Raw genomic sequence first — 18,245 nt, forward strand, 5'->3', positions numbered from 1 at the left:
CCGACCCGTCCGGCTTCACCCGGATCTTCACGTTGTAGTCCACAACCCGCTTCACACACACAAGAAGCTTCATTCGTTAAATCCTTAAAGGTAGCGATGGCCTATGGGAGCGGGAACGTGTCTTTCGTATGAGATAGACACCCTTCCCACTCCGTCTTGATGCAGTCGATGTCTCATCTCGGACAATTTATCCGAGGGCCTCCAAGCCGAGTTGCTGACGTGATGGCATGCTGGCTTGAGCACCCGGAGCAAGGCAAGCCAGCGATGCTCCGTGGCAAGCTCGTTCGAGCGCTTTCGTGAATGACATTCCCTCGTCAAGGCCACTCGCTAATATACCCACGAACGTGTCGCCCGCACCCGTCGTATCGATCGGCCGAATGAGCGCTGCTTCCACCGTTTCGCAACGCCCGTCAGAATGAAATGCGAAAGCTCCGCGTGCGCCCGCCGTAACGACACAGATGCAGCCGGTCCGCGACAGAAATTTCCCAGCCTCCTGTAGATCGGTGGCGCCATGTCCGAGTATGGCAGCGGCGGATAAGGCTTCGTGCTCATTAACAACGAAGATGTCCGCCAGCTCAAGGAGGTCCGAGAGATCTGTCGCAGGGAATGTCGACGGAGCGGGGGCGAAGTTCCAGATGTTGTGCCCTCCAGCAGCCCGCACACTCCGAGCGACACTGAGGGCGCCAGACAACGGAACCTCCATCTGGAAGACAGCGATTGTATGGGCATCGACAGAAAAGGACTGGATTGAGTCGGCGGTCAGAGTAGCATTGGCCCCGCTGGCAACCGTGATTGCATTTTCGCCGAGTTCATCAACAGTGATGAATGCACAGCCGGTCGGCTCAGTGCCAACCCTAATCAGGCCCGTCGCCACGCCATTGCGGGCGAGGTTATCGCGTGCGGACCGACCGAATGCATCGTCGCCGATGCAGGCCGCAATCATCACCGTATTGGGCTGTGACACGCGCGCAGCAGCAACCGCCTGATTTGCACCCTTGCCACCGAAAAGCGTCTCATAGCCTCGGGATAGAACCGTTTCGCCCGGGCGCGGAACTGAGGGTACGCGGGCAACGAGATCAACATTGATCGAACCAAACACAAGAATCATCTGCAAACACCTGTAAACGGCCCGGTTGGGGTAGCGAGTTACCGCTGCCCACTAAACTGGCCCGGACGGATGTCGCGGGCCAGCAGGCGCAGCTCAACGGCTTCTCAAGAATCTCTTGCGCAAGGTGGTCGAGTTGTGGACGGGAACAGGTCCCCGTGTCGTTCTCCGTCAGGCTGCCTTGGCCGCAAACAGATGATTGTACACAGTTCCCAGGTGCGAAGCCTCCGCTTCGCCAACCTCCACCAATGGCGCACGCACCCGGAGCCAGGTGCGGTCGTCGCTCCGGTAGGCAACGAGGGCCTTCACGGCCGGCACCACCGGATACCTGAGCACCTCTTCTACCAAGCTGTCGATCCGCTCGTCCCCTCGGCCATCACACGCCAGCGGCAGAAGGGCCTGTGGGCAGACGTTGGCTAAGCCCGAGATTGCGCCTTGGCCCCCGAGGCGCACACCTTCTGCAAGGTAGCGCTCATCGCCAATCAGGATGGCAAGATCTCTGTGGACTGACAGGAGCCTCTGGGTGTAGGCCCAATCGCCGGAGGAGTCCTTCACGCCCGTGACTACACCCGGAAACGCCTGCTTGAGGCGGCCGATTAACTCGACCGACAGGGCCACCTGCGTCACCGAGGGGATGTTGTAAAGAAGGACGCCGCCCGCGGCTGCACCCAGCTTTTCCAGCACCTGGGAGAACCAGGCAAACAGGCCCTCGTCGCTGACGCCCTTGAAGTAGAAGGGAGGTGGCAGCAGAAGGTTGCGGCCGCCAAAATCCGCGGCCATGCGGCCTTGGACGACGGCCTCCTGCACAGACGCGGCAGCCACACAGACCACCACATCCCGCCCTTCGACGCCAACGCCTGCGAGCGCGCCCAGCACCTGCTCGCGGCCAGAGGTGTCGATCGAGGCACCTTCGCCGGTGGTGCCGAAGGCTGTGACGCTGGAGCAACTCTGGTCAAGGCACCAGCGCGCGTGACCGGCCAAGCGCGTCAATTCGATGGCGCCGTCAGGCCGGAACGGCGTCGTCAGCGCCGCAGAAAGGCCAAACCGTTTGGGTGTCGCTAACGTCATAAAGTTTCCTCTGCTCCGGCTCCCGGCCGGGTCTCCTTTGATGGTTGTGAACTGAACCGCAGCAATGCTTCTGCGGCAGTATGGCACCTGCCTTGACATAGCATCTGCTGCTAGTAAGGTACAGTACCTTACATACAAGAAAAGACGCCAATCATGAATGCGGTGGAACCATTTCGTTCCGTGGAGGATGCGTTCGAGGAGTTGAAGGTCGAGCTTGGGGCTCAGGCAGTCCTGACCGGCAACGACATTCCTTTGCGCAACAGGAACGACTGGAGCAGCAAGACCCCTTGTGAGCCCGTTGCTGTCTTGCGGCCAAGCAATACAGCGGAAGCGGCGCGTGCCGTCGCAACCTGCCGTGCGGCTCGACTGCCGTTTGTGCCCCAAGGCGGACTGACCGGCTTGTGCGGCGGCGCGACCCCGGAGCCAGGCTGGGTCGCGATTTCCCTTGAGCGCATGGTGGGGATCGAGGAGATCGACTCTGTCAGTGCAACCATGACTGTCAAGGCAGGCACCCCGCTCGAGGTTGTGCAGAAGGCCGCCGATGAAGCGGGGTTCCTGTTCCCGCTGGATCTCGGCGCGCGTGGATCCTGCGCGATCGGGGGCAACCTTTCGACCAATGCGGGTGGGAATCGCGTCATCCGCTATGGTATGACACGCGAACTGGTTCTCGGACTCGAAGTCGTCCTGCCGGACGGAACAGTGCTGACGAACCTGAACAAGCTTTTGAAGAACAACGCCGGTTACGATCTCAAGCACCTCTTCATTGGGTCGGAGGGCACACTTGGCATCATTACTCGCGTGGTCCTACGGCTTTTCCCGAAGCCGCGTTCGAGCATGGCAGCGCTTTGCGCCCTCTCCAGCTATGAGGATGTTGCTGCGCTTCTTGCCGGCGCCCGCAATGGGCTCGGCCCCATTCTGTCGGCGTTTGAGGTGATGTGGCCGGATTATTGGCAGGTCGTTACAGAGCGGCTGAAGGTGCGTTCGCCGATCTCGTCCGGCCATGGCTTTTATGTGCTGATCGAAACGCACGGATCTGATGAGGCGACCGACTCCGCGCGATTCCAATCCTGGCTCGAAGAGATGATGGAAAGCGGCATCCTGGCGGATGCTGCAGTCGCCCAGTCCCATGCCCAGGTGAAGGACTTCTGGGCGGTGCGCGACGCCTGCGCCGAATTCGGCACCGCGCTGGGACCTCATATCTCCTATGATATCGGCCTCGTGGTGGGGCAGATGGATGTCTTCGCGACCCGATGCAAGGCAGCCCTCGCGGAGGGTATCTCCGGGTGCGAGAGCGTCTATTACGGGCATATCGGCGATGGGAATCTTCATCTCGTCGCGTGGGTGCCGGGCCTGCCGCTTGAGCAGCAGCCCAAAGAGGCGATGGACACAATCATCTACGGCCTCGTGCGCGAGCTGGGCGGCAGTGTTTCAGCCGAGCACGGCATCGGCACAATGAAGAAGAAGTGGCTGGGTCACGCCCGCAGCGAAACCGAGATCGCGCTCATGCGTGTCCTGAAGGGGGCGCTTGATCCTGAAAATCTGCTCAACCCCGGCAAGGTTGTTTCGCTATGAGCCGGGTGTTCCAGGCCATCGAGGCACTGCTTGCTGTGATGCTGTCCGCTATGGTCGTGATGGTCTTCGGCAACGTGGTCCTGCGGTACGCTTTCAATTCCGGGATCACGGTTTCCGAAGAGCTCGCTCGCTTTTTCTTCGTCTGGATCACGTTTATCGGCGCAGTCGTGGCAATGCACGACGGCTCTCATCTCGGCATGGACGGTTTCGTGCGCACCCTGTCACGCCGAGGCAAGGTTATCTGTTTCACGCTGAGCCAAAGCTTGATCCTGATCTGCTGCGCCATGCTGTTCTGGGGCACATGGCTTCAGCACGAGGTCAACGCCAGCACCATGGCACCTGTCACGGAAATCCCGATGATCTGGGTCTATGGAGTTTCCTATGTGTCAGCTCTTGGGATCGGCGCGCACGCGCTGATTAAGCTCTGGCGTGTGGCCACGGGCCGGATCCGCGATAACGAACTGATCGATATCAGCGAGAACGAGGAAATTCACCCCATTCCCGTAGCCGGAGGAGCAGACCGATGACGATTGCAATCTTCACCGGCTCGTTGCTCGGGGCGATCATGCTGGGCATGCCAATCGCCTTTGCCCTGTTCGTCTGCGCCATCGCGTTGATGCTGCTCCAAGGCAATATTGACACTACGATCCTGTCGCAAAAGCTGGTTGAGGGTGCCGACAGCTTTCCTCTGCTCGCCATCCCGTTCTTCATGCTGGCTGGTGAGCTCATGAACGCAGGCGGCATTTCGAAGCGGATTGTCACTTTCGCATTGACCTTCGTCGGCCACCTTCGGGGCGGCCTCGGCTTCGTGGCCATCTTCGCTTCCGTGATGATGGCCGCCATCTCAGGCAGCGCAGCGGCCGACGCGGCAGCCATCGGCGCGCTTCTCATTCCCATGATGCGCCAAGCCGGCTACGACGTACCGCGCTCCGCCGGACTCATCGCTGCCGGTGGTGTCATCGCGCCGGTGATCCCGCCTTCGATCGGCCTTATCGTCTTTGGCGTCATCGCAAATGTCTCGATCGGCAAGCTGTTCCTGGCTGGCATCGTACCCGGGCTGATGATGGGCCTCTCCCTCGTCCTCGCTTGGCTATGGGTGGCGCGCCGTGACAAGGTCACAATCCTGCCGCGCCAGAACTGGGGTGTTCGGTTGCGCGCCGGCATTGATGGTATCTGGGCGCTGATCATGCCAGTCGGCATCATCGGCGGACTCAAGTTCGGTATCTTCACTCCAACGGAGGCTGGTGTCGTTGCCTGTGTCTACGCCTTTGTGGTGGGCGCCTTTATTTACCGAGAGCTGCCCCTGCGCCAGCTTTACCCGATCCTGGTTGCATCCGCGAAGAGCACCTCCGTGATCGTTTTCCTGATTGCAACCGCGCTGATTTCGGCTTGGCTCATCACTCTGTCGGAGCTGCCCGAACAGGTGGCGACGATGCTCAGCCCCTTTATGGATAACAAGATCCTGTTGATGTTCGTCATCATGGCTATCGTGGTTATCGTCGGCACTGCGCTCGATTTTGCGCCGACGCTGATGATCCTGACGCCGGTCCTGATGCCTGTGATCAAGCAGGCGGGCATCGATCCGGTGTATTTCGGTGTCCTCTTCATCATGAACAATGCCATTGGGCTGATTACCCCGCCCGTCGGCATCGTGCTGAACGTTATGTGCGGGGTCGCCAACATCTCCATGAACGAGCTGATGAAGGGCCTGTGGCCTTTCCTCTGGGCGGAGCTCATCGTGCTTTTCCTGCTCGTGCTCTTCCCCGATCTCGTCATGGTTCCACTCGCCTGGCTCACGCGCCCATAAATCCATAGGGAGGATTAAGACAATGCGCATGCTTATTACACGAACCAGTATTACGGCAGCCATCACAGCCGCGGCGCTCCTCGCCGCGGTGCCGGCCAACGCCCAGTTCCAGAACCGGACGATCCGCGTCTCAAACGGCGTCAGTAAGGAACATCCAATGGGGAACGGCCTCGCCGCTATGGGCGCCTGCACGCTTGAAAAAACGGGCGGCAAGATGAAGATCCAGCCTTACTGGGATGGAGCCCTCGGCAACGACCTCACCGCGACTCAGAGTGTTAGGACCGGATCCCTTGAGATGGTGCTGACCTCGACCGCGCCGCTGACCTCGATCATCCCGGCTTTCGGCGTCTTCGATCTGCCCTTCCTGTTCAATGACGAGAAGGAAGCCGACCAACTGCTCGACGGAAAGGTTGGCGCTTGGTTCTCGGACAAGCTGCCCGCCGTCGGCGCGGTCAACCTTTCTTGGTGGGAGAATGGCTTCCGCCACACCACCAACTCGCGCCGCCCTATCACGAAAGCCGAGGACTTTTCCGGCGTGAAGATGCGTGTGATGCAGAACAACATCTTCATCGACACGTTCAAGGAGCTCGGCAGCAACGCTGTGCCGCTCGCCTTCTCGGAGATCTATTCGGCCCTAGAGACCCGAACCGTCGATGGTCAGGAGAACCCCTTCAACAACATCGAGAATATGAAGTTCTATGAGGTCCAGAAGTACCTCACGCTGACCAAGCACGCCTATAGCCCAACCTTGGTGTTGTTCTCCAAGAAGGTGTGGGACGGTCTTTCGCCGGAGGAACAGAACGTCCTCAAGGAATGTGCCGCCGTGGGTCAAAAGGAGCAGCGCAAGGTCAATCGTGAGAAGGCTGAGGTCAGCCTCACCAATCTCAAGAGCCAAGGAATGCAGATCAACGAGATCGCCCCGGAGGAGATGGCCCGGATGCGCGACAAGCTAAGAGTGATCAACGACCGCCATGCGGCATCGATCGGCCGCGAAACGCTTGATCTCGTTTTCGGTGAACTCAAGCGCATCCGTGGCAATTGATGCAACGGCTCCCGTCAGGAGCCATTCGGCCCGGTGGTGGGACGGCTTGTAGCCGACCACCACCGGGCATATCTCAGGCGTGCCGCCGCGAGCCAGGGCGTCCTGGCTCGGATCTCCTTCAAACGGCGGCGATCGCCTGTAAACGGATCCTGCCATGCCGTCATTGAAGATCGAACCGTCACAATCTCTGGCTCAGAAGGTAGCCGCGCGCCTGCGGCAGGCGATTATCGAGGGCGAGTTTCCGCCTGGCGCTGTCATCGCCGAGGAGATGTTGGCGCAGTCCTTCGGGGTTAGCCGTACCCCGGTCCGGGAAGCCCTGAACCAGCTGCAGTTGCAGGGACTCGTTGTGATCCGCCCTCAGGTCGGAAGCTTTGTCTTCAGCCCAGACGCTGAAGACATTGCGACGCTCTGCGAGTTCCGCCTCATCCTAGAGCCTCAGGCCGCTAGATTGGCTTACCGGAACGACCGCGCTGGCACACTCGCCGACCTCAAAGCCGTAATGGGCGAAATGGAAAATGCCGTAAAGGCGAAAGACAAGGTTGCCTACGGTCATGCCGACACGGCTTTCCACGACACTTTCATCAACCATTGCAGTAACCGGTATGTGCAGGAAGCCTACCGTCTGGTCGCGGGACGCATTGCGGCGTTGCGGACTAACTACAGCGCGCCAATCGACGTGCAGACACCCCGTTCTTTCAAGGAGCACAGCTCATTGGTCAAGCTCTTCGAGCAGGGTGATTTTGAAGAATTTGACCGCCTGATGCAGACCCACGTTACCGGAACCGCCAAGACCTACACTGAAGCACTGCGCCTCTGACCCTATAAAGACTCAGCTCTCGTCTATGACTCACGAAGTCTGCGGCTGGAAAGTGAAGCCGAGAGCACCCGGAGGATGGATTGGAGCCTTCGCTCACGAAGGCAAACGGACATGCTGCTCGGGCGCTTCCCAGCGGCCAATCAGAGGACACGAACTTGCAGTACGCGCCAAACAATTCGCCAATGAGCTTCTTTACCGATCGGGTAGCCCTGGTGACCGGTGGCGCGTCAGGCATTGGTAAAGCAGTTGCCGACAAACTCATCACGTTCGGCGCAAGAGTCGCAATTTGGGACATTCGGGAGGACCGACTCGCGGAGTGCAAGGAGCGCTACGGGAACAGGGTCCTGACTCAATCAGTCGATGTTGCCGATAGGAACGCTGTCGATCTTGCTGCTACGGAAGTTGCCGAGGCATGGGGCGGCATTGACCATCTCCTCAACAATGCCGGCATCATCGGGCACCGTATGACTGTCGAGGATCTTGACGAGGCCGAACTGGACCGCGTGCTCGCCGTCAACCTAAAGAGCGCCTTCCTCGTCTCGAGCGCATTCATCCGCACACCGCGCACGAGTTCAGACCGTTCCATCGTCAATCTGTCTTCGATCGCTGCACGAACCGGCGGTATGGTCGGAAACATCGCCTATGCCACCACAAAGGGCGCCATGAGCTCCTTTACCCATGCCCTGGCAAAGGAGTTGGCGCCACATGTTCGCGTGAATGCCTTGGCTCCGGGGGTCATCAACACTGAAATCCAAAAGGATGTGTTCGCCGATCCGGCTAGTATCGACGCAATGGCCAACCTCATTCCTCTCAAGAGACTTGGAACAGCCGAGGAGGTGGCCGGTGCTGCGGTTTGGCTGCTCTCGCGTGATGCTGCCTATATCACGGGCGTCGTGCTCGATGTTTCAGGTGGCCGCTGACTTAAGGTAATATGAGAAGGAACCCGGCAGATGACCAAGGCAAAGGAACTAAGAGCACTTCTACAAGAAGGACGGATCATTCAAGCTCCCGGTGCGCCGGATCCTCTCACGGCGAGGCTGATCGAAAAAGCGGGCTTTCCGGCCATTTACATGACGGGCTTTGGGGCTACAGCGGTCCGCCTCGGCCTGCCGGATATAGGATTGCTCACCCAAACGGAGATGACCACCCACGCACGTGACATGGCCCGCGCCGTCAGCATTCCGATTATTGCGGATGCGGATACAGGCTATGGGGGCCCTGCCAACATCACGCGAACTGTCGAGGAATACATCCAGGCAGGTGTTGCAGCGATCCACCTAGAGGATCAAAAGCTTCCAAAGCGCTGCGGCCAACGCGCCGGTGTCCGGGTGATTTCCGCTGAGGAAAATGTCCGCCGCCTGCGTTGTGCGATCGAAGCTCGCAAAGGGTCAGACATGCTGCTTATTGCACGCACGGATGCCATCCGAAGCGAGGGCATTGAGGGCGCCATTCATCGCGCGAGGCTCTATCAGGATAAGGGGGCTGACCTCGTTTTCGTCGACGGGATCAAGGCGATTGCCGAGGTTGAGGCAGTCGCTCGAGGTGTTGCCGGACCTAAGGTCATCAGCATTGTCGATGGCAACGAGACGACGGCCCTTACCGCAGCCGAACTGCAGGATATGGGCTTCAGCATTGTATTCTACGCGCTCTCGACTCTGTTCACGGCGGTTCGGGCGATCGACGACACACTCAGTGCTCTTAAGCGCGACGGGACGCCGAGAAACAGACTCGGTCACATGGTCACCTACGCGCAATTCAGCGAGATTACGGGTCTTGCTGACTATGAAGCGCTGGACAACCAGTTTGGGTGGTCAGAATGTTGAGTTGCCGCATGCGTTCGAAGACGGCGACGCAGTCGAAAAGGCGTCAGCGGACCAGTGACCGAGGCCCTCCAACGGTGATGTCACGTTAACCTGAGGAGCCCGCAACAACCCCTGCTTTGTTGATTTCAGGCGAGCACTCCCGCCGCGGCTTTCCAAGCCGCCATAGCCTGAAGGCGGTGAAGGTAGGTGGCGAGGGCAGAGCGGTGGGGATGGGGCGGAACGAACAGGTTTTTGACGGCTGAAAAGACCGAGGTGAACCGCTGCAGACCTCCCAAAGATCGAAAGCCCTGCATCATTCGCTCCCGCTTTCTCAGTGGGAGATGCGAATTCTCAGCCCTGTTGTTCAGGCCTTTGTGAGACCGGTGCTCGACCGTTGGCATGACCTGCCTCCTGGCGGCCCCATATGAGGGGAGCTTGTCGGTGATGATGCGCTTGGGCGCCATGCCCTGCTTTCTCATCAGCCGGGTCAGCAGGCGCTTGGCCGCCTTGGTGTTGCGCCGGCTCTGGACAATCTCGTCGAGCACGTATCCGTCCTGGTCGACAGCCCGCCAGAGCCAGTGTTTCTTACCCGCGATGCTGATCACCACCTCATCAAGATGCCAGACGTCATTAGGGCTCGGCTGCTTGCGACGGAGGCGCCGGGCATAATCCGATCCGAATTTCCTGCCCCACCGGCGGATCGTTTCGTACGACACGACGATGCCGCGCTCAAGCAGCATCTCCTCCGCAAGCCGCAGGCTCAGGGGGAACCGGAAGTTCAGCCAGACAGCATGGGCGATGATCTGGGACGGAAACCGATGGCGCTTGTAGCTGATGGGATTGGTCATGCCGCGGCTCTTAAGCCACAAGCCGCTGACCAAAAGTTACCGTGACATCCCCCTCCGAAGTGATATAGCGCCTTCCACAAAACCTGTAACCGCTTCCACATATTGCTCGGGCGTGACGCCGCGGCGACGGTACTTGCCACGCTTCACATACCAATCCTGCAGCAGCGGCTTGATGAGCGCCGCAGTTAGTTCAACATTGGGCACGGAGGCCTGCTTGCGCTGGACCACGTCAGCAAGAGCATCGGAAATCAGGGCTTCGGTGGCCAATTCGCTGCGCCTCGCCTTTTCGCGCCCCTCCTTCGGGAAGGCTTTAGCTTCCATATAGGCGAAGAGAAACCAAGGCTGCATAGTTTCGGTCAGGTAGACATGGGTCTCAAGCAGCCATCGCAGGCGGCGCACCGGATCGTCCGCGAGTGATGCCGGCGGGCAGCCAAGGGCCGAGGACACGGCCGACGACACTTCCCCCAGGATCATCATCAACAGCGTATCCTTGCTGTCGAAATAGGTATAGAGCGCGCCCATGCTTAACCCGGACGCTGTAGCGAGCTCCCGCAGGCTCATGGAATGGAAGCCCTTACGATTGCTCAACATTAGAGTGGACTGGATGATCCGGGCAAGCTTCGTAACGGCAATGTGCGGCTTCTGCGTGCGAATCGTGTCCCGGTGCCTGTCGAGCATGCGAGCGCAGATTGCCTCAAGCGAGAAGTCGTATTCCGATTGAAAAGCTTTGAGTGACACGATGTTTCCCGATCTCGCGGACGAGTTTGGTTCCCGAGCCGATGCAAGCTCGAAGGCCACGAAACAGGTCTCCTTGAATGGTAGACGCCGCGTCTGCCAGAAGCAGTATCCTGCGGGCGCTTGGTAATCAATCTTTCCCTTGACACTCTATCTCTCATAGCATCTAAATCGGGAAAAAAACGAGCGCTCGCTCAAAAAATAGCGTGGAGGAACGCCTGTGCCTGTGGAGTTGAACCTGAACGGCCGCACGGCTCTTGCGACAGGAGCTTCCAGTGGGCTTGGCCGCCACTTCGCGCAAGTTCTAGCGCGGGCTGGAGCGAAAGTTATCGTTGCGGCGAGACGCACGCCACCCCTAGAGAGCCTCTGCGACGAGATCGTCGCCGCGGGTGGGCAGGCCAGCGCAATGCAGCTTGACGTGACCGACAGCGCCAGCGTCAGCCGCCTCTTCTCCGATATCGAGTCGATGGGTGGGTTCGACATCCTCATCAACAATGCCGGCGTCACCACGACCCGGTCCGTTCTCGATCTCTCCGAGCAGGAATGGGATCAGGTGGTCGACACGAACCTCAAAGGCAACTTCCTCGTCGCTCAAGGAGCGGCGCGTCTCATGAAGACGCAAGGCCGGGGTGGCGTCATCGTCAACATCGCATCCATTCTGGGCCTGCGTACTGCAGGCCATGTTGCGCCCTACACGACCTCCAAGGCTGGCGTCGTGCAGCTTACCAAAGCCATGGCGCTCGAGCTTGCGCGCTACGGCATTCGGGTCAATGCGCTCTGCCCTGGCTATATCGAAACCGATTTGAATCAGGACTTCTTCGCCAGCGGGGCGGGTCAGGCCATGGTCAAGCGCATTCCTCAACGCCGCCTCGGGCGGCCTGAGGATCTCGACGGCGCGCTCCTGCTCCTTTGCTCCGATGCAGGCTCCTACATCACCGGCGCGACGCTTGCGGTCGACGGCGGCCATCTCGTGTCCACCCTCTAAAGGCAACCTTATGGACTTCCGCATCTCACCAAAGATCGAGGATTACCGCTCGCGGATCGCCACATTCGTGGAGCACGAGCTCATCCCGCTCGAGTCCGCCCCCGCCTCCTTCGACGAGCACGAGAACATCAGCCTTGAGCTGCTTCAGCGGATGCGGGAGAAGGCCATGGCCGAGGGCCTCTGGTGCCTCCAGCTCAAGCCGGAAACTGGGGGCGCCGGCCTCGACAAGGTCGGCATGGCGGTGTGCTACGAGGCGATGAACCGCTCGATCTTCGGTCCTGTCGTGTTCAACTCCGCGGCTCCCGACGACGGCAACATGATGCTGCTGGAGGTTGTGGGCACACCTGCCCAGAAGGAGCGTTGGCTCCAGCCCATCGTGCGCGGTGACGTGCGCTCCGCCTTCGCCATGACCGAACCTCATCCCGGCGGTGGCTCCGATCCGAGCATGATTCAGACCCGCGCAGAGAAGCGGGGCGGCACCTATGTGGTGCATGGGCGCAAGTGGTTCATCACAGGAGCCGGCGAAGCCAGCCACTTTATCCTGATTGCCCGCACGTCAGACGACCCACGTTATGGCTTGACGGCTTTCCTGTTCCACAAGGACCAGCCGGGCTGGGAGATCCTGCGGCGGATTCCCATCATGGGGCCTGAGGAGCACGGCGGCCACTGCGAGATTGCCTTCACCGGGCTTGAGATCCCGGAGGAGAACGTGCTCATCGGTGAGGGCCAGGGTCTCAAGGCCACACAGATTCGTCTAGGTCCTGCCCGCTTGACCCATTGCATGCGCTGGCTCGGCCTCTCAAAGCGCAGCGTGGAAATTGCCCAAGCTTATGCGGCTGAGCGCACGGGTTTTGGCCAGCGTCTGGCCGACCGAGAAAGCATCCAGCTCATGCTGGGCGACCTTGCGCTTCAGATCGAGATCGGCCGCATGCTTGTTATGAGGGCGGCCTGGGAGCTCGACCAAGGCAGCTTCGCCCGCAAGGAAGTCTCTATGGCCAAGCTCCACGTGGCGAACGTGCTGCATCAGGCCGCCGACACCGGCATCCAGATCAACGGGGCGCGCGGCTATTCCAAGGACACGGTTCTGGAGTGGATCTACCGCTATGCGCGCCAAGCTCGCCTGGTGGACGGAGCGGACGAGGTGCACCGCATGGTGCTCAACCGGTTCCTCACCTCCGAGGGTTCGGATTTCTGGCACTGGCCTGTCGAGACCAATGCGGCGTCCTCTTGAAGAGAGAGGTAACGCGATTAAGCTCGTCGAAGGGGCGCCACTTGGAACTTGGGACTGGTCGACATGAGGCATGAGAAGCACCTCGCCCCGCGCGCAGCTAACTTCAGACCGCTGACCCCGCTAGATTTTCTGGAACGTACGGTCTCCATCTATCCCGAGAAGATCGCCGTGATCTGGCGCGACCAGCAATACACCTACCGCGCCTTCGGCGATCTCGTCGGGCGCTTTGCCGCCATGCTTCGCCGCTCGGGCATCATGCCCGGCGACACGGTTTCTATCATGTCGACGAACCGTCCCGAGATGCTGGCATCTCACTATGCCGTTCCCATGACCGGCGCGGTGCTCAACACCATAAACACCCGGCTCGACGCTAGCACCGTCACCTACATTCTCAAGCATTCCGAAAGCCGTATCGTCATCGTCGATCCGACCTGCGTCGACGTGGTGCGACAGGCCGCCTTCGGCCTAGATGTGCGCATGCTGCTCCTATCGGGTAGTTCAGGGGACGATGAAAGCTTCGATGCCCTCGTTGAGAGCGAGGAGCCCGAGCCCATCGCGAGCGATGCCGTGACAGACGAGTGGCAACCGATCTGCCTCAACTACACCTCAGGCACGACAGGCAACCCCAAAGGCGTGGTCTACCATCACCGGGGCGCTTACCTGAACGCGCTCGGCAATGTCGTGTCCCTGAGCTTCAACACCAGTTCGGTTTATTTGTGGACGCTGCCCATGTTCCATTGCAATGGGTGGTGCCATACTTGGGCGATCACCGCGGCGGGGGGAACGCATGTGTGCCTGGAGCGGGTGGAACCACCGCTGATCTTCCGCGCCATCGAGGAGCACCGGGTCACTCATCTCGCCTGTGCGCCGGTGGTTCTCTACATGTTACTCAACCATCCGGACAGGAGCCTGCGCGAGCCCTCCCGCCGCGTGCTCCTGGCAACCGGAGGCGCATCGCCAACCAGCGCACTCATCAAGCAACTCGACGCTTTGGGCTTCGAGTTGATCCATCTGTACGGCCTCACCGAGTCATACGGTCCCACGACCCTCTGCGCACTGCGTGAGGACTGGAACCTGACGGACGACGAAGACAAGGCACGCGCCCTCGCCCGGCAGGGCGTTCGCCACCTCACGGCGAGCCGTGTGAGGGTCGTCGATCCGCAAGGCGCGGATGTGCCGAGCGATGGAGTATCGGGCGGTGAAATCATGCTGTGCGGCAACACACTCATGGCGGGCTATTATGGCGACGAGGCCGCGACTGACAAAGCCTTTTCCGGAGGTGAATTCCACACCGGCGATCTGGCCGTCCGACATCCAGACGGTTATGTAGAAATTAAGGACAGGTCCAAGGACATCATCATTTCCGGCGGCGAGAATATTTCGAGCCTCGAAATCGAGAGCGTCCTTCATCAGCACCCGGCCGTTCTGCTCGCTGCAGTCGTTGCAGCACCCGACGACAAGTGGGGCGAGATCCCGTGCGCGTTCATCGAACTGAAGGACGGCATGACCTCGACACCCGAGGACCTTACTGCCTTCTGCCGCACCCGTCTGGCCGGCTTTAAAATCCCGCGCAAGTTCGTGTTTCGATCCATTCCCAAGACTGCAACCGGCAAGGTGCAGAAATTCCAGCTCAGGTCGGAATTGCGCTCCTCGGGTGAAACCTGAGGGCTCTAGGAACGTGCATGCCGAGGCCTCGGCGATAACCGGAAGACTTGCTGCCACGAAGGAGAACGCAATGGAGTTCGACCCCGAGCGTCTGGACGCTTTCCTGCGCACCTCGATCCCTGGCCTCGAAGGACTGATGCACCTGGAGCGCATCTCGGGCGGGCAGTCCAATCCGACGTTCTTCGTCAGCTACGACAACCGCCGGCTAGTTCTACGCAAGCAGCCGCCTGGCAACCTGCTGCCATCGGCCCATGCTGTCGATCGCGAATACCGGGTTATGGCGGCGCTGCGGACTGTGGGCGTTCTGGTGCCTGCCATGGTTCTATACTGCGACGACCGCGAGGTTATTGGGACCCTGTTCTACATTATGGAGCGTCTTGAGGGCCGCGTGTTCCACGATGCCGCTCTGCCGGGCGTCACCGTGGAGGAGCGCGGGCAGATGTACAGGTCGTTGGCACAGGCGCTCGCTGCCCTTCACAATGTGAGTCCGGCCGCTGTGGGCTTATCCGATTATGGCAAGAGAGGAAACTACTTCACGCGCCAGATATCCCGCTGGACGAAGCAGTGGGAACTCTCTCGTACCCGTGACGACTCCAACATCGAGTACCTGATCGCATGGCTGCCCGGGAACATTCCGGAGGATGATGCGACGGGCGTGTCGCACGGGGATTACCGCGTCGGTAACGTCATGTTTCATGAGACCGAGCCGCGGGTAATCGCGATCCTCGATTGGGAGCTTTCAACGCTCGGTCATCCCTTGGCTGACCTCGCCCACGCCTGCATAGGCTGGCACTCTGGGCCTGAGGAGTACGGAGGTCTCCACGGTCTGGATCTGGCTGCGCTCGGCCTCCCAACTGAGGCCGATTTCGTGAAGACCTACTATGACGCCACCCACCATAATCTACGCATGACCAGCTTCCATATGGCCTTCGCGCTCTTTCGTTTCGCGGTCATCTTTGAGGGTATCGCGGCACGGGCGAAGGCCGGCAATGCTGCCGATGCCGAGGCGGAGAAGGTCGGCCCTTTGTCCGGTCGGTTTGCACAACACGCAATGGCTGTCTTGCGCGGCCATGGATAAGATCAGTAGTCGTACCAAGCGAAACTTAAGGCGGGCGTTCCGGCAAAGGAGGTAGGCGCAGCGTTAGCGCCTACCCTGCACCGTTGATTTAACTCTTCTTTACCAGAGGGCAGCCGCCTTCCGCCTCCGGCCGGAAGGCCTGATCACCAGGAACCGTGGCGATTGTCTTGTACAAATCCCATTCTCCCTTCGATTCTTGCGGCGTTTTGACCTGGAAGAGGTAGGCATCATGGATCTTGCGACCGTCTGCACGAATGCGGCCTTTGCCGAAGAGTGGATCGTCGGTTGGCATTTCCTTCATCTTGGCAATCACCTGCTGGGCATCCTTGCTGTTCAAGGCCTCAACAGCCTTGAGATAGTGGAGAACGCCGGCGTACACGCCTGCATGGACCATGGTCGGCATCTTGCCACCGAACCGCTCTCCGAAGCGTTTGGAGAAGGCTCGAGTCTGATCATTCAGATCCCAGTAGAAGGTCTCACTCAGGACAAGGCCTTGTGCCGTCTTGAGACCAAGGGCTTTTACGTCAGATGCAAAAACGAGCAATCCGGCGAGAGCCTGCCCCCTCTGCGTCAGACCAAACTCGCCGGCCTGCTTGATGGAGTTGACAGTGTCGCTGCCCGCGTTAGCAAGTCCGATCACCTTGGCTCCTGAGGATTGAGCCTGCAGGAGGAAGGACGAGAAGTCTGATGTTGGGAATGGAGCTCTGACAGAGCCTATTACCTTACCGCCATTCTTCTGAATCACCGCGGATGTATCGCGCTCGAGCGCATGCCCAAATGCATAGTCCGCCGTGATAAAGAACCAAGTATCGCCCTGTTGCTTCACCATAGCCCCGCCGGTCACGTTCGCGAGTTGTACAGTGTCGTAGGTCCAGTGGACCGTGTTGGGCGAACATTGCGAACCGGTGAGGTCCGAGGCCGCAGCGCCGGAGTTGATAAAGATCTTGTTTTTGTCGCGAGTAATTTGGCTGATCGCTAGGGCGACTGAGGACGTTGGTACGTCTAGGATCACATCGACCCCTTCCTGATCATACCATTGCCGAGCGACACTGGAGCCGACATCCGGCTTGTTTTGATGGTCGGCGGTAATCACCTCAGCCTTGATGCCCTTGTTTGCCGATTTGGCCAGAAAATCCTCCACCGCCATACGGGCGGCAACAGCGGAGCCTTCACCGCCGATATCCGAGTAGGCACCGGATCGGTCGCTCAAGACACCGAGCTTGATCGAAGTTTGCGCCTGAGCTGTGCTGACAGCAAGCCCGGCAACAATAACAGCCAGTGAAATCAATGTTGAATTCATCAGTCGTTCCTCCCGTTGCTCTTTTTCTCTTCAGCGAACAATTTACACTGCCTGACTCAGATAGGCTATTCAATCCTCGTGGCTACCCGGCAGGTCTCAACTGGGCTCCGCAAGATGGTAGCTCTGCTATTACCCGAAGCCCCAGAGGCTACCGGTAGCTTATTTGAGCGGATCTGCGTGTTAATCGCCGAACCCTAGAATATGATACACCTCTTCGCGCCCGTTGCTCCGGTATTGGTATTTGAGTCAGACCAGATATTTCTATTACTAACATCTGCACCTGCAATAAGATTAATGCATGCGATCTTGGTCCAGATACCCACGATTCTTCACGTAAATCCTGAACAACTTTGGTATATCGATGGTGGTGCATGACTTCAAAGATTAGTGGAGCTACCAAGATTTTTGGCATCATTGCCGATCCAATCCAGCACGTCCAAACACCGCAGGCATTCAACGACCTCCTACTAACGCGGGGTGTGGATGGTGTGCTTGTCCCGCTTCATATCAGCAAGGACGACTTTGCCGCTTGCATTGATGGCCTTCGCCGCGTGAGAAACCTCGGAGGCCTCATTGTAACGGTGCCGCACAAGGTCCGCATGATTGGTATGTGCGATGAGGTTACTGAACGCGCGAGGCGCATTGAGGCGGTCAATGTTGTGCGAAGAGAAGATGACGGCCGTCTTGTAGCAGATATGCTCGATGGTGAAGGGTTTGTCTCTGGTCTCCGTCTTGGTGGCATAGAACCAGCGGGTAAGAGGATATATTTGGCTGGGGCTGGTGGCGCAGCCAATGCTATTGCTTTCGCGCTTGCAGAAGCACGTGTTAGTCATTTGACTGTGGCAAACCGGACGACAAGTAAGGCACAGGAACTATGTGCTAGAATTCGGGAGTACCATCCTGACCTGCGTGTGGACGTTGGTACCAATGTTCCTTACGGCCACGACCTCCTTGTCAACGCTACTTCGCTCGGACTTCGCACCTCGGATCCCTTACCATTCGATGTCAGCAGACTCGCGCCAAGCAGTATCGTGGCGGAGATCATCATGAAACCAGCGGAAACGCCATTGATGGCTGTGGCTCGGAGCAAAGGCTGCCTCGTTCATCCTGGCCTGCCCATGTTGCAAAGCCAAATCGCTCTGCTGGCTGATTTTTTGAAGGTAGGTCAATAGTTCTTGGCAACCTGTTTG

Annotated in this window: 17 protein-coding genes; 12 read left to right on the top strand and 5 right to left on the bottom strand. The window is 59.2% G+C overall.

Annotated features, from left to right (window positions below; genetic code table 11):
* Positions 1 to 187 precede the first annotated feature (187 nt).
* Together JKG68_RS18690 and JKG68_RS18695 are read right to left on the bottom strand one after the other, a co-directional pair.
* A complete protein-coding gene (locus JKG68_RS18690) occupies positions 188 to 1,108 on the bottom strand; it encodes a ribokinase (protein ID WP_202062578.1) in 921 nt (306 codons plus the stop codon).
* A 168-nt stretch (positions 1,109 to 1,276) separates the two neighbouring features.
* On the bottom strand, positions 1,277 to 2,173 hold the full coding sequence (locus JKG68_RS18695; RefSeq protein ID WP_202062580.1) for a dihydrodipicolinate synthase family protein: 897 nt from the start codon (positions 2,171 to 2,173) through the stop codon (positions 1,277 to 1,279).
* Between the two features lie 153 nt (positions 2,174 to 2,326).
* Here JKG68_RS18695 and JKG68_RS18700 point away from each other — a divergent pair, with 153 nt between their 5' ends.
* From JKG68_RS18700 to JKG68_RS18730, 7 genes are all read left to right on the top strand, one after another.
* Positions 2,327 to 3,745 carry an FAD-binding oxidoreductase gene (locus JKG68_RS18700; protein WP_202062582.1) on the top strand — a complete coding sequence of 473 codons (1,419 nt, stop codon included), beginning with the start codon at positions 2,327 to 2,329 and terminating at the stop codon, positions 3,743 to 3,745.
* Positions 3,742 to 4,272 carry a TRAP transporter small permease gene (locus JKG68_RS18705; RefSeq protein ID WP_202062583.1) on the top strand — a complete coding sequence of 177 codons (531 nt, stop codon included), beginning with the start codon at positions 3,742 to 3,744 and terminating at the stop codon, positions 4,270 to 4,272. Before JKG68_RS18700 ends, JKG68_RS18705 begins: the two co-directional genes overlap by 4 nt.
* On the top strand, positions 4,269 to 5,552 hold the full coding sequence (locus JKG68_RS18710; RefSeq protein ID WP_202062585.1) for a TRAP transporter large permease: 1,284 nt from the start codon (positions 4,269 to 4,271) through the stop codon (positions 5,550 to 5,552). The genes JKG68_RS18705 and JKG68_RS18710 overlap by 4 nt, the downstream gene beginning before the upstream one ends.
* A 22-nt stretch (positions 5,553 to 5,574) precedes the next feature.
* On the top strand, positions 5,575 to 6,594 hold the full coding sequence (locus JKG68_RS18715; RefSeq protein ID WP_202062587.1) for a TRAP transporter substrate-binding protein: 1,020 nt from the start codon (positions 5,575 to 5,577) through the stop codon (positions 6,592 to 6,594).
* Between the two features lie 154 nt (positions 6,595 to 6,748).
* On the top strand, positions 6,749 to 7,411 hold the full coding sequence (locus tag JKG68_RS18720; RefSeq protein WP_202062589.1) for a GntR family transcriptional regulator: 663 nt from the start codon (positions 6,749 to 6,751) through the stop codon (positions 7,409 to 7,411).
* Positions 7,412 to 7,566: 155 nt separating this feature from the next.
* On the top strand, positions 7,567 to 8,331 hold the full coding sequence (locus JKG68_RS18725) for an SDR family NAD(P)-dependent oxidoreductase (protein WP_246515586.1): 765 nt from the start codon (positions 7,567 to 7,569) through the stop codon (positions 8,329 to 8,331).
* 30 nt (positions 8,332 to 8,361) lie between these two features.
* Positions 8,362 to 9,234, top strand: a complete 873-nt coding sequence (locus JKG68_RS18730) for an isocitrate lyase/PEP mutase family protein (RefSeq protein WP_202062591.1) — start codon at positions 8,362 to 8,364, stop codon at positions 9,232 to 9,234.
* Between the two features lie 125 nt (positions 9,235 to 9,359).
* On the opposite strand, the gene JKG68_RS18735 is transcribed toward JKG68_RS18730, so the two are convergent.
* Positions 9,360 to 10,061 (bottom strand): IS6 family transposase, encoded by a 702-nt coding sequence (locus tag JKG68_RS18735; RefSeq protein ID WP_202062593.1) that lies wholly within the window; start codon positions 10,059 to 10,061, stop codon positions 9,360 to 9,362.
* Positions 10,062 to 10,097: 36 nt separating this feature from the next.
* Entirely contained in the window at positions 10,098 to 10,859 is a 762-nt protein-coding gene (locus JKG68_RS18740) for a TetR/AcrR family transcriptional regulator (RefSeq protein ID WP_312890871.1), read from the bottom strand.
* A 157-nt stretch (positions 10,860 to 11,016) separates the two neighbouring features.
* On the opposite strand from JKG68_RS18740, the gene JKG68_RS18745 reads away from it, so the two are divergent.
* From JKG68_RS18745 to JKG68_RS18760, 4 genes are all read left to right on the top strand, one after another.
* Positions 11,017 to 11,781, top strand: a complete 765-nt coding sequence (locus JKG68_RS18745) for an SDR family NAD(P)-dependent oxidoreductase (protein WP_376773174.1) — start codon at positions 11,017 to 11,019, stop codon at positions 11,779 to 11,781.
* A gap of 10 nt (positions 11,782 to 11,791) precedes the next feature.
* On the top strand, positions 11,792 to 13,012 hold the full coding sequence (locus tag JKG68_RS18750) for an acyl-CoA dehydrogenase family protein (protein ID WP_202062595.1): 1,221 nt from the start codon (positions 11,792 to 11,794) through the stop codon (positions 13,010 to 13,012).
* A 63-nt stretch (positions 13,013 to 13,075) separates the two neighbouring features.
* A complete protein-coding gene (locus JKG68_RS18755) occupies positions 13,076 to 14,677 on the top strand; it encodes an AMP-binding protein (RefSeq protein ID WP_202062598.1) in 1,602 nt (533 codons plus the stop codon).
* A gap of 70 nt (positions 14,678 to 14,747) precedes the next feature.
* Positions 14,748 to 15,755, top strand: a complete 1,008-nt coding sequence (locus JKG68_RS18760) for a phosphotransferase family protein (RefSeq protein WP_202062599.1) — start codon at positions 14,748 to 14,750, stop codon at positions 15,753 to 15,755.
* Between the two features lie 88 nt (positions 15,756 to 15,843).
* Here the strand turns inward: JKG68_RS18760 and JKG68_RS18765 are convergent, their stop codons facing one another.
* Positions 15,844 to 17,055, bottom strand: coding sequence for an ABC transporter substrate-binding protein (locus JKG68_RS18765; protein WP_202062601.1), 1,212 nt, complete (start codon positions 17,053 to 17,055; stop codon positions 15,844 to 15,846).
* Positions 17,056 to 17,426: 371 nt separating this feature from the next.
* Here JKG68_RS18765 and JKG68_RS18770 point away from each other — a divergent pair, with 371 nt between their 5' ends.
* A complete protein-coding gene (locus JKG68_RS18770) occupies positions 17,427 to 18,227 on the top strand; it encodes a shikimate dehydrogenase family protein (protein WP_202062602.1) in 801 nt (266 codons plus the stop codon).
* Positions 18,228 to 18,245: the final 18 nt, after the last annotated feature.

The organism is Microvirga aerilata, assembly GCF_016743775.1.
In the GTDB taxonomy this organism is placed as follows: Bacteria; Pseudomonadota; Alphaproteobacteria; order Rhizobiales; family Beijerinckiaceae; genus Microvirga; species Microvirga aerilata.

Coding starts and splice junctions, on each gene's coding strand:
- JKG68_RS18690 (WP_202062578.1), bottom strand. CDS start 1,108: ATGATTCTTGTGTTTGGTTCGATCAATGTTGATCTCGTTGCCCGCGTA.
- JKG68_RS18695 (WP_202062580.1), bottom strand. CDS start 2,173: ATGACGTTAGCGACACCCAAACGGTTTGGCCTTTCTGCGGCGCTGACG.
- JKG68_RS18700 (WP_202062582.1), top strand. CDS start 2,327: ATGAATGCGGTGGAACCATTTCGTTCCGTGGAGGATGCGTTCGAGGAG.
- JKG68_RS18705 (WP_202062583.1), top strand. CDS start 3,742: ATGAGCCGGGTGTTCCAGGCCATCGAGGCACTGCTTGCTGTGATGCTG.
- JKG68_RS18710 (WP_202062585.1), top strand. CDS start 4,269: ATGACGATTGCAATCTTCACCGGCTCGTTGCTCGGGGCGATCATGCTG.
- JKG68_RS18715 (WP_202062587.1), top strand. CDS start 5,575: ATGCGCATGCTTATTACACGAACCAGTATTACGGCAGCCATCACAGCC.
- JKG68_RS18720 (WP_202062589.1), top strand. CDS start 6,749: ATGCCGTCATTGAAGATCGAACCGTCACAATCTCTGGCTCAGAAGGTA.
- JKG68_RS18730 (WP_202062591.1), top strand. CDS start 8,362: ATGACCAAGGCAAAGGAACTAAGAGCACTTCTACAAGAAGGACGGATC.
- JKG68_RS18735 (WP_202062593.1), bottom strand. CDS start 10,061: ATGACCAATCCCATCAGCTACAAGCGCCATCGGTTTCCGTCCCAGATC.
- JKG68_RS18750 (WP_202062595.1), top strand. CDS start 11,792: ATGGACTTCCGCATCTCACCAAAGATCGAGGATTACCGCTCGCGGATC.
- JKG68_RS18755 (WP_202062598.1), top strand. CDS start 13,076: ATGAGGCATGAGAAGCACCTCGCCCCGCGCGCAGCTAACTTCAGACCG.
- JKG68_RS18760 (WP_202062599.1), top strand. CDS start 14,748: ATGGAGTTCGACCCCGAGCGTCTGGACGCTTTCCTGCGCACCTCGATC.
- JKG68_RS18765 (WP_202062601.1), bottom strand. CDS start 17,055: ATGAATTCAACATTGATTTCACTGGCTGTTATTGTTGCCGGGCTTGCT.
- JKG68_RS18770 (WP_202062602.1), top strand. CDS start 17,427: ATGACTTCAAAGATTAGTGGAGCTACCAAGATTTTTGGCATCATTGCC.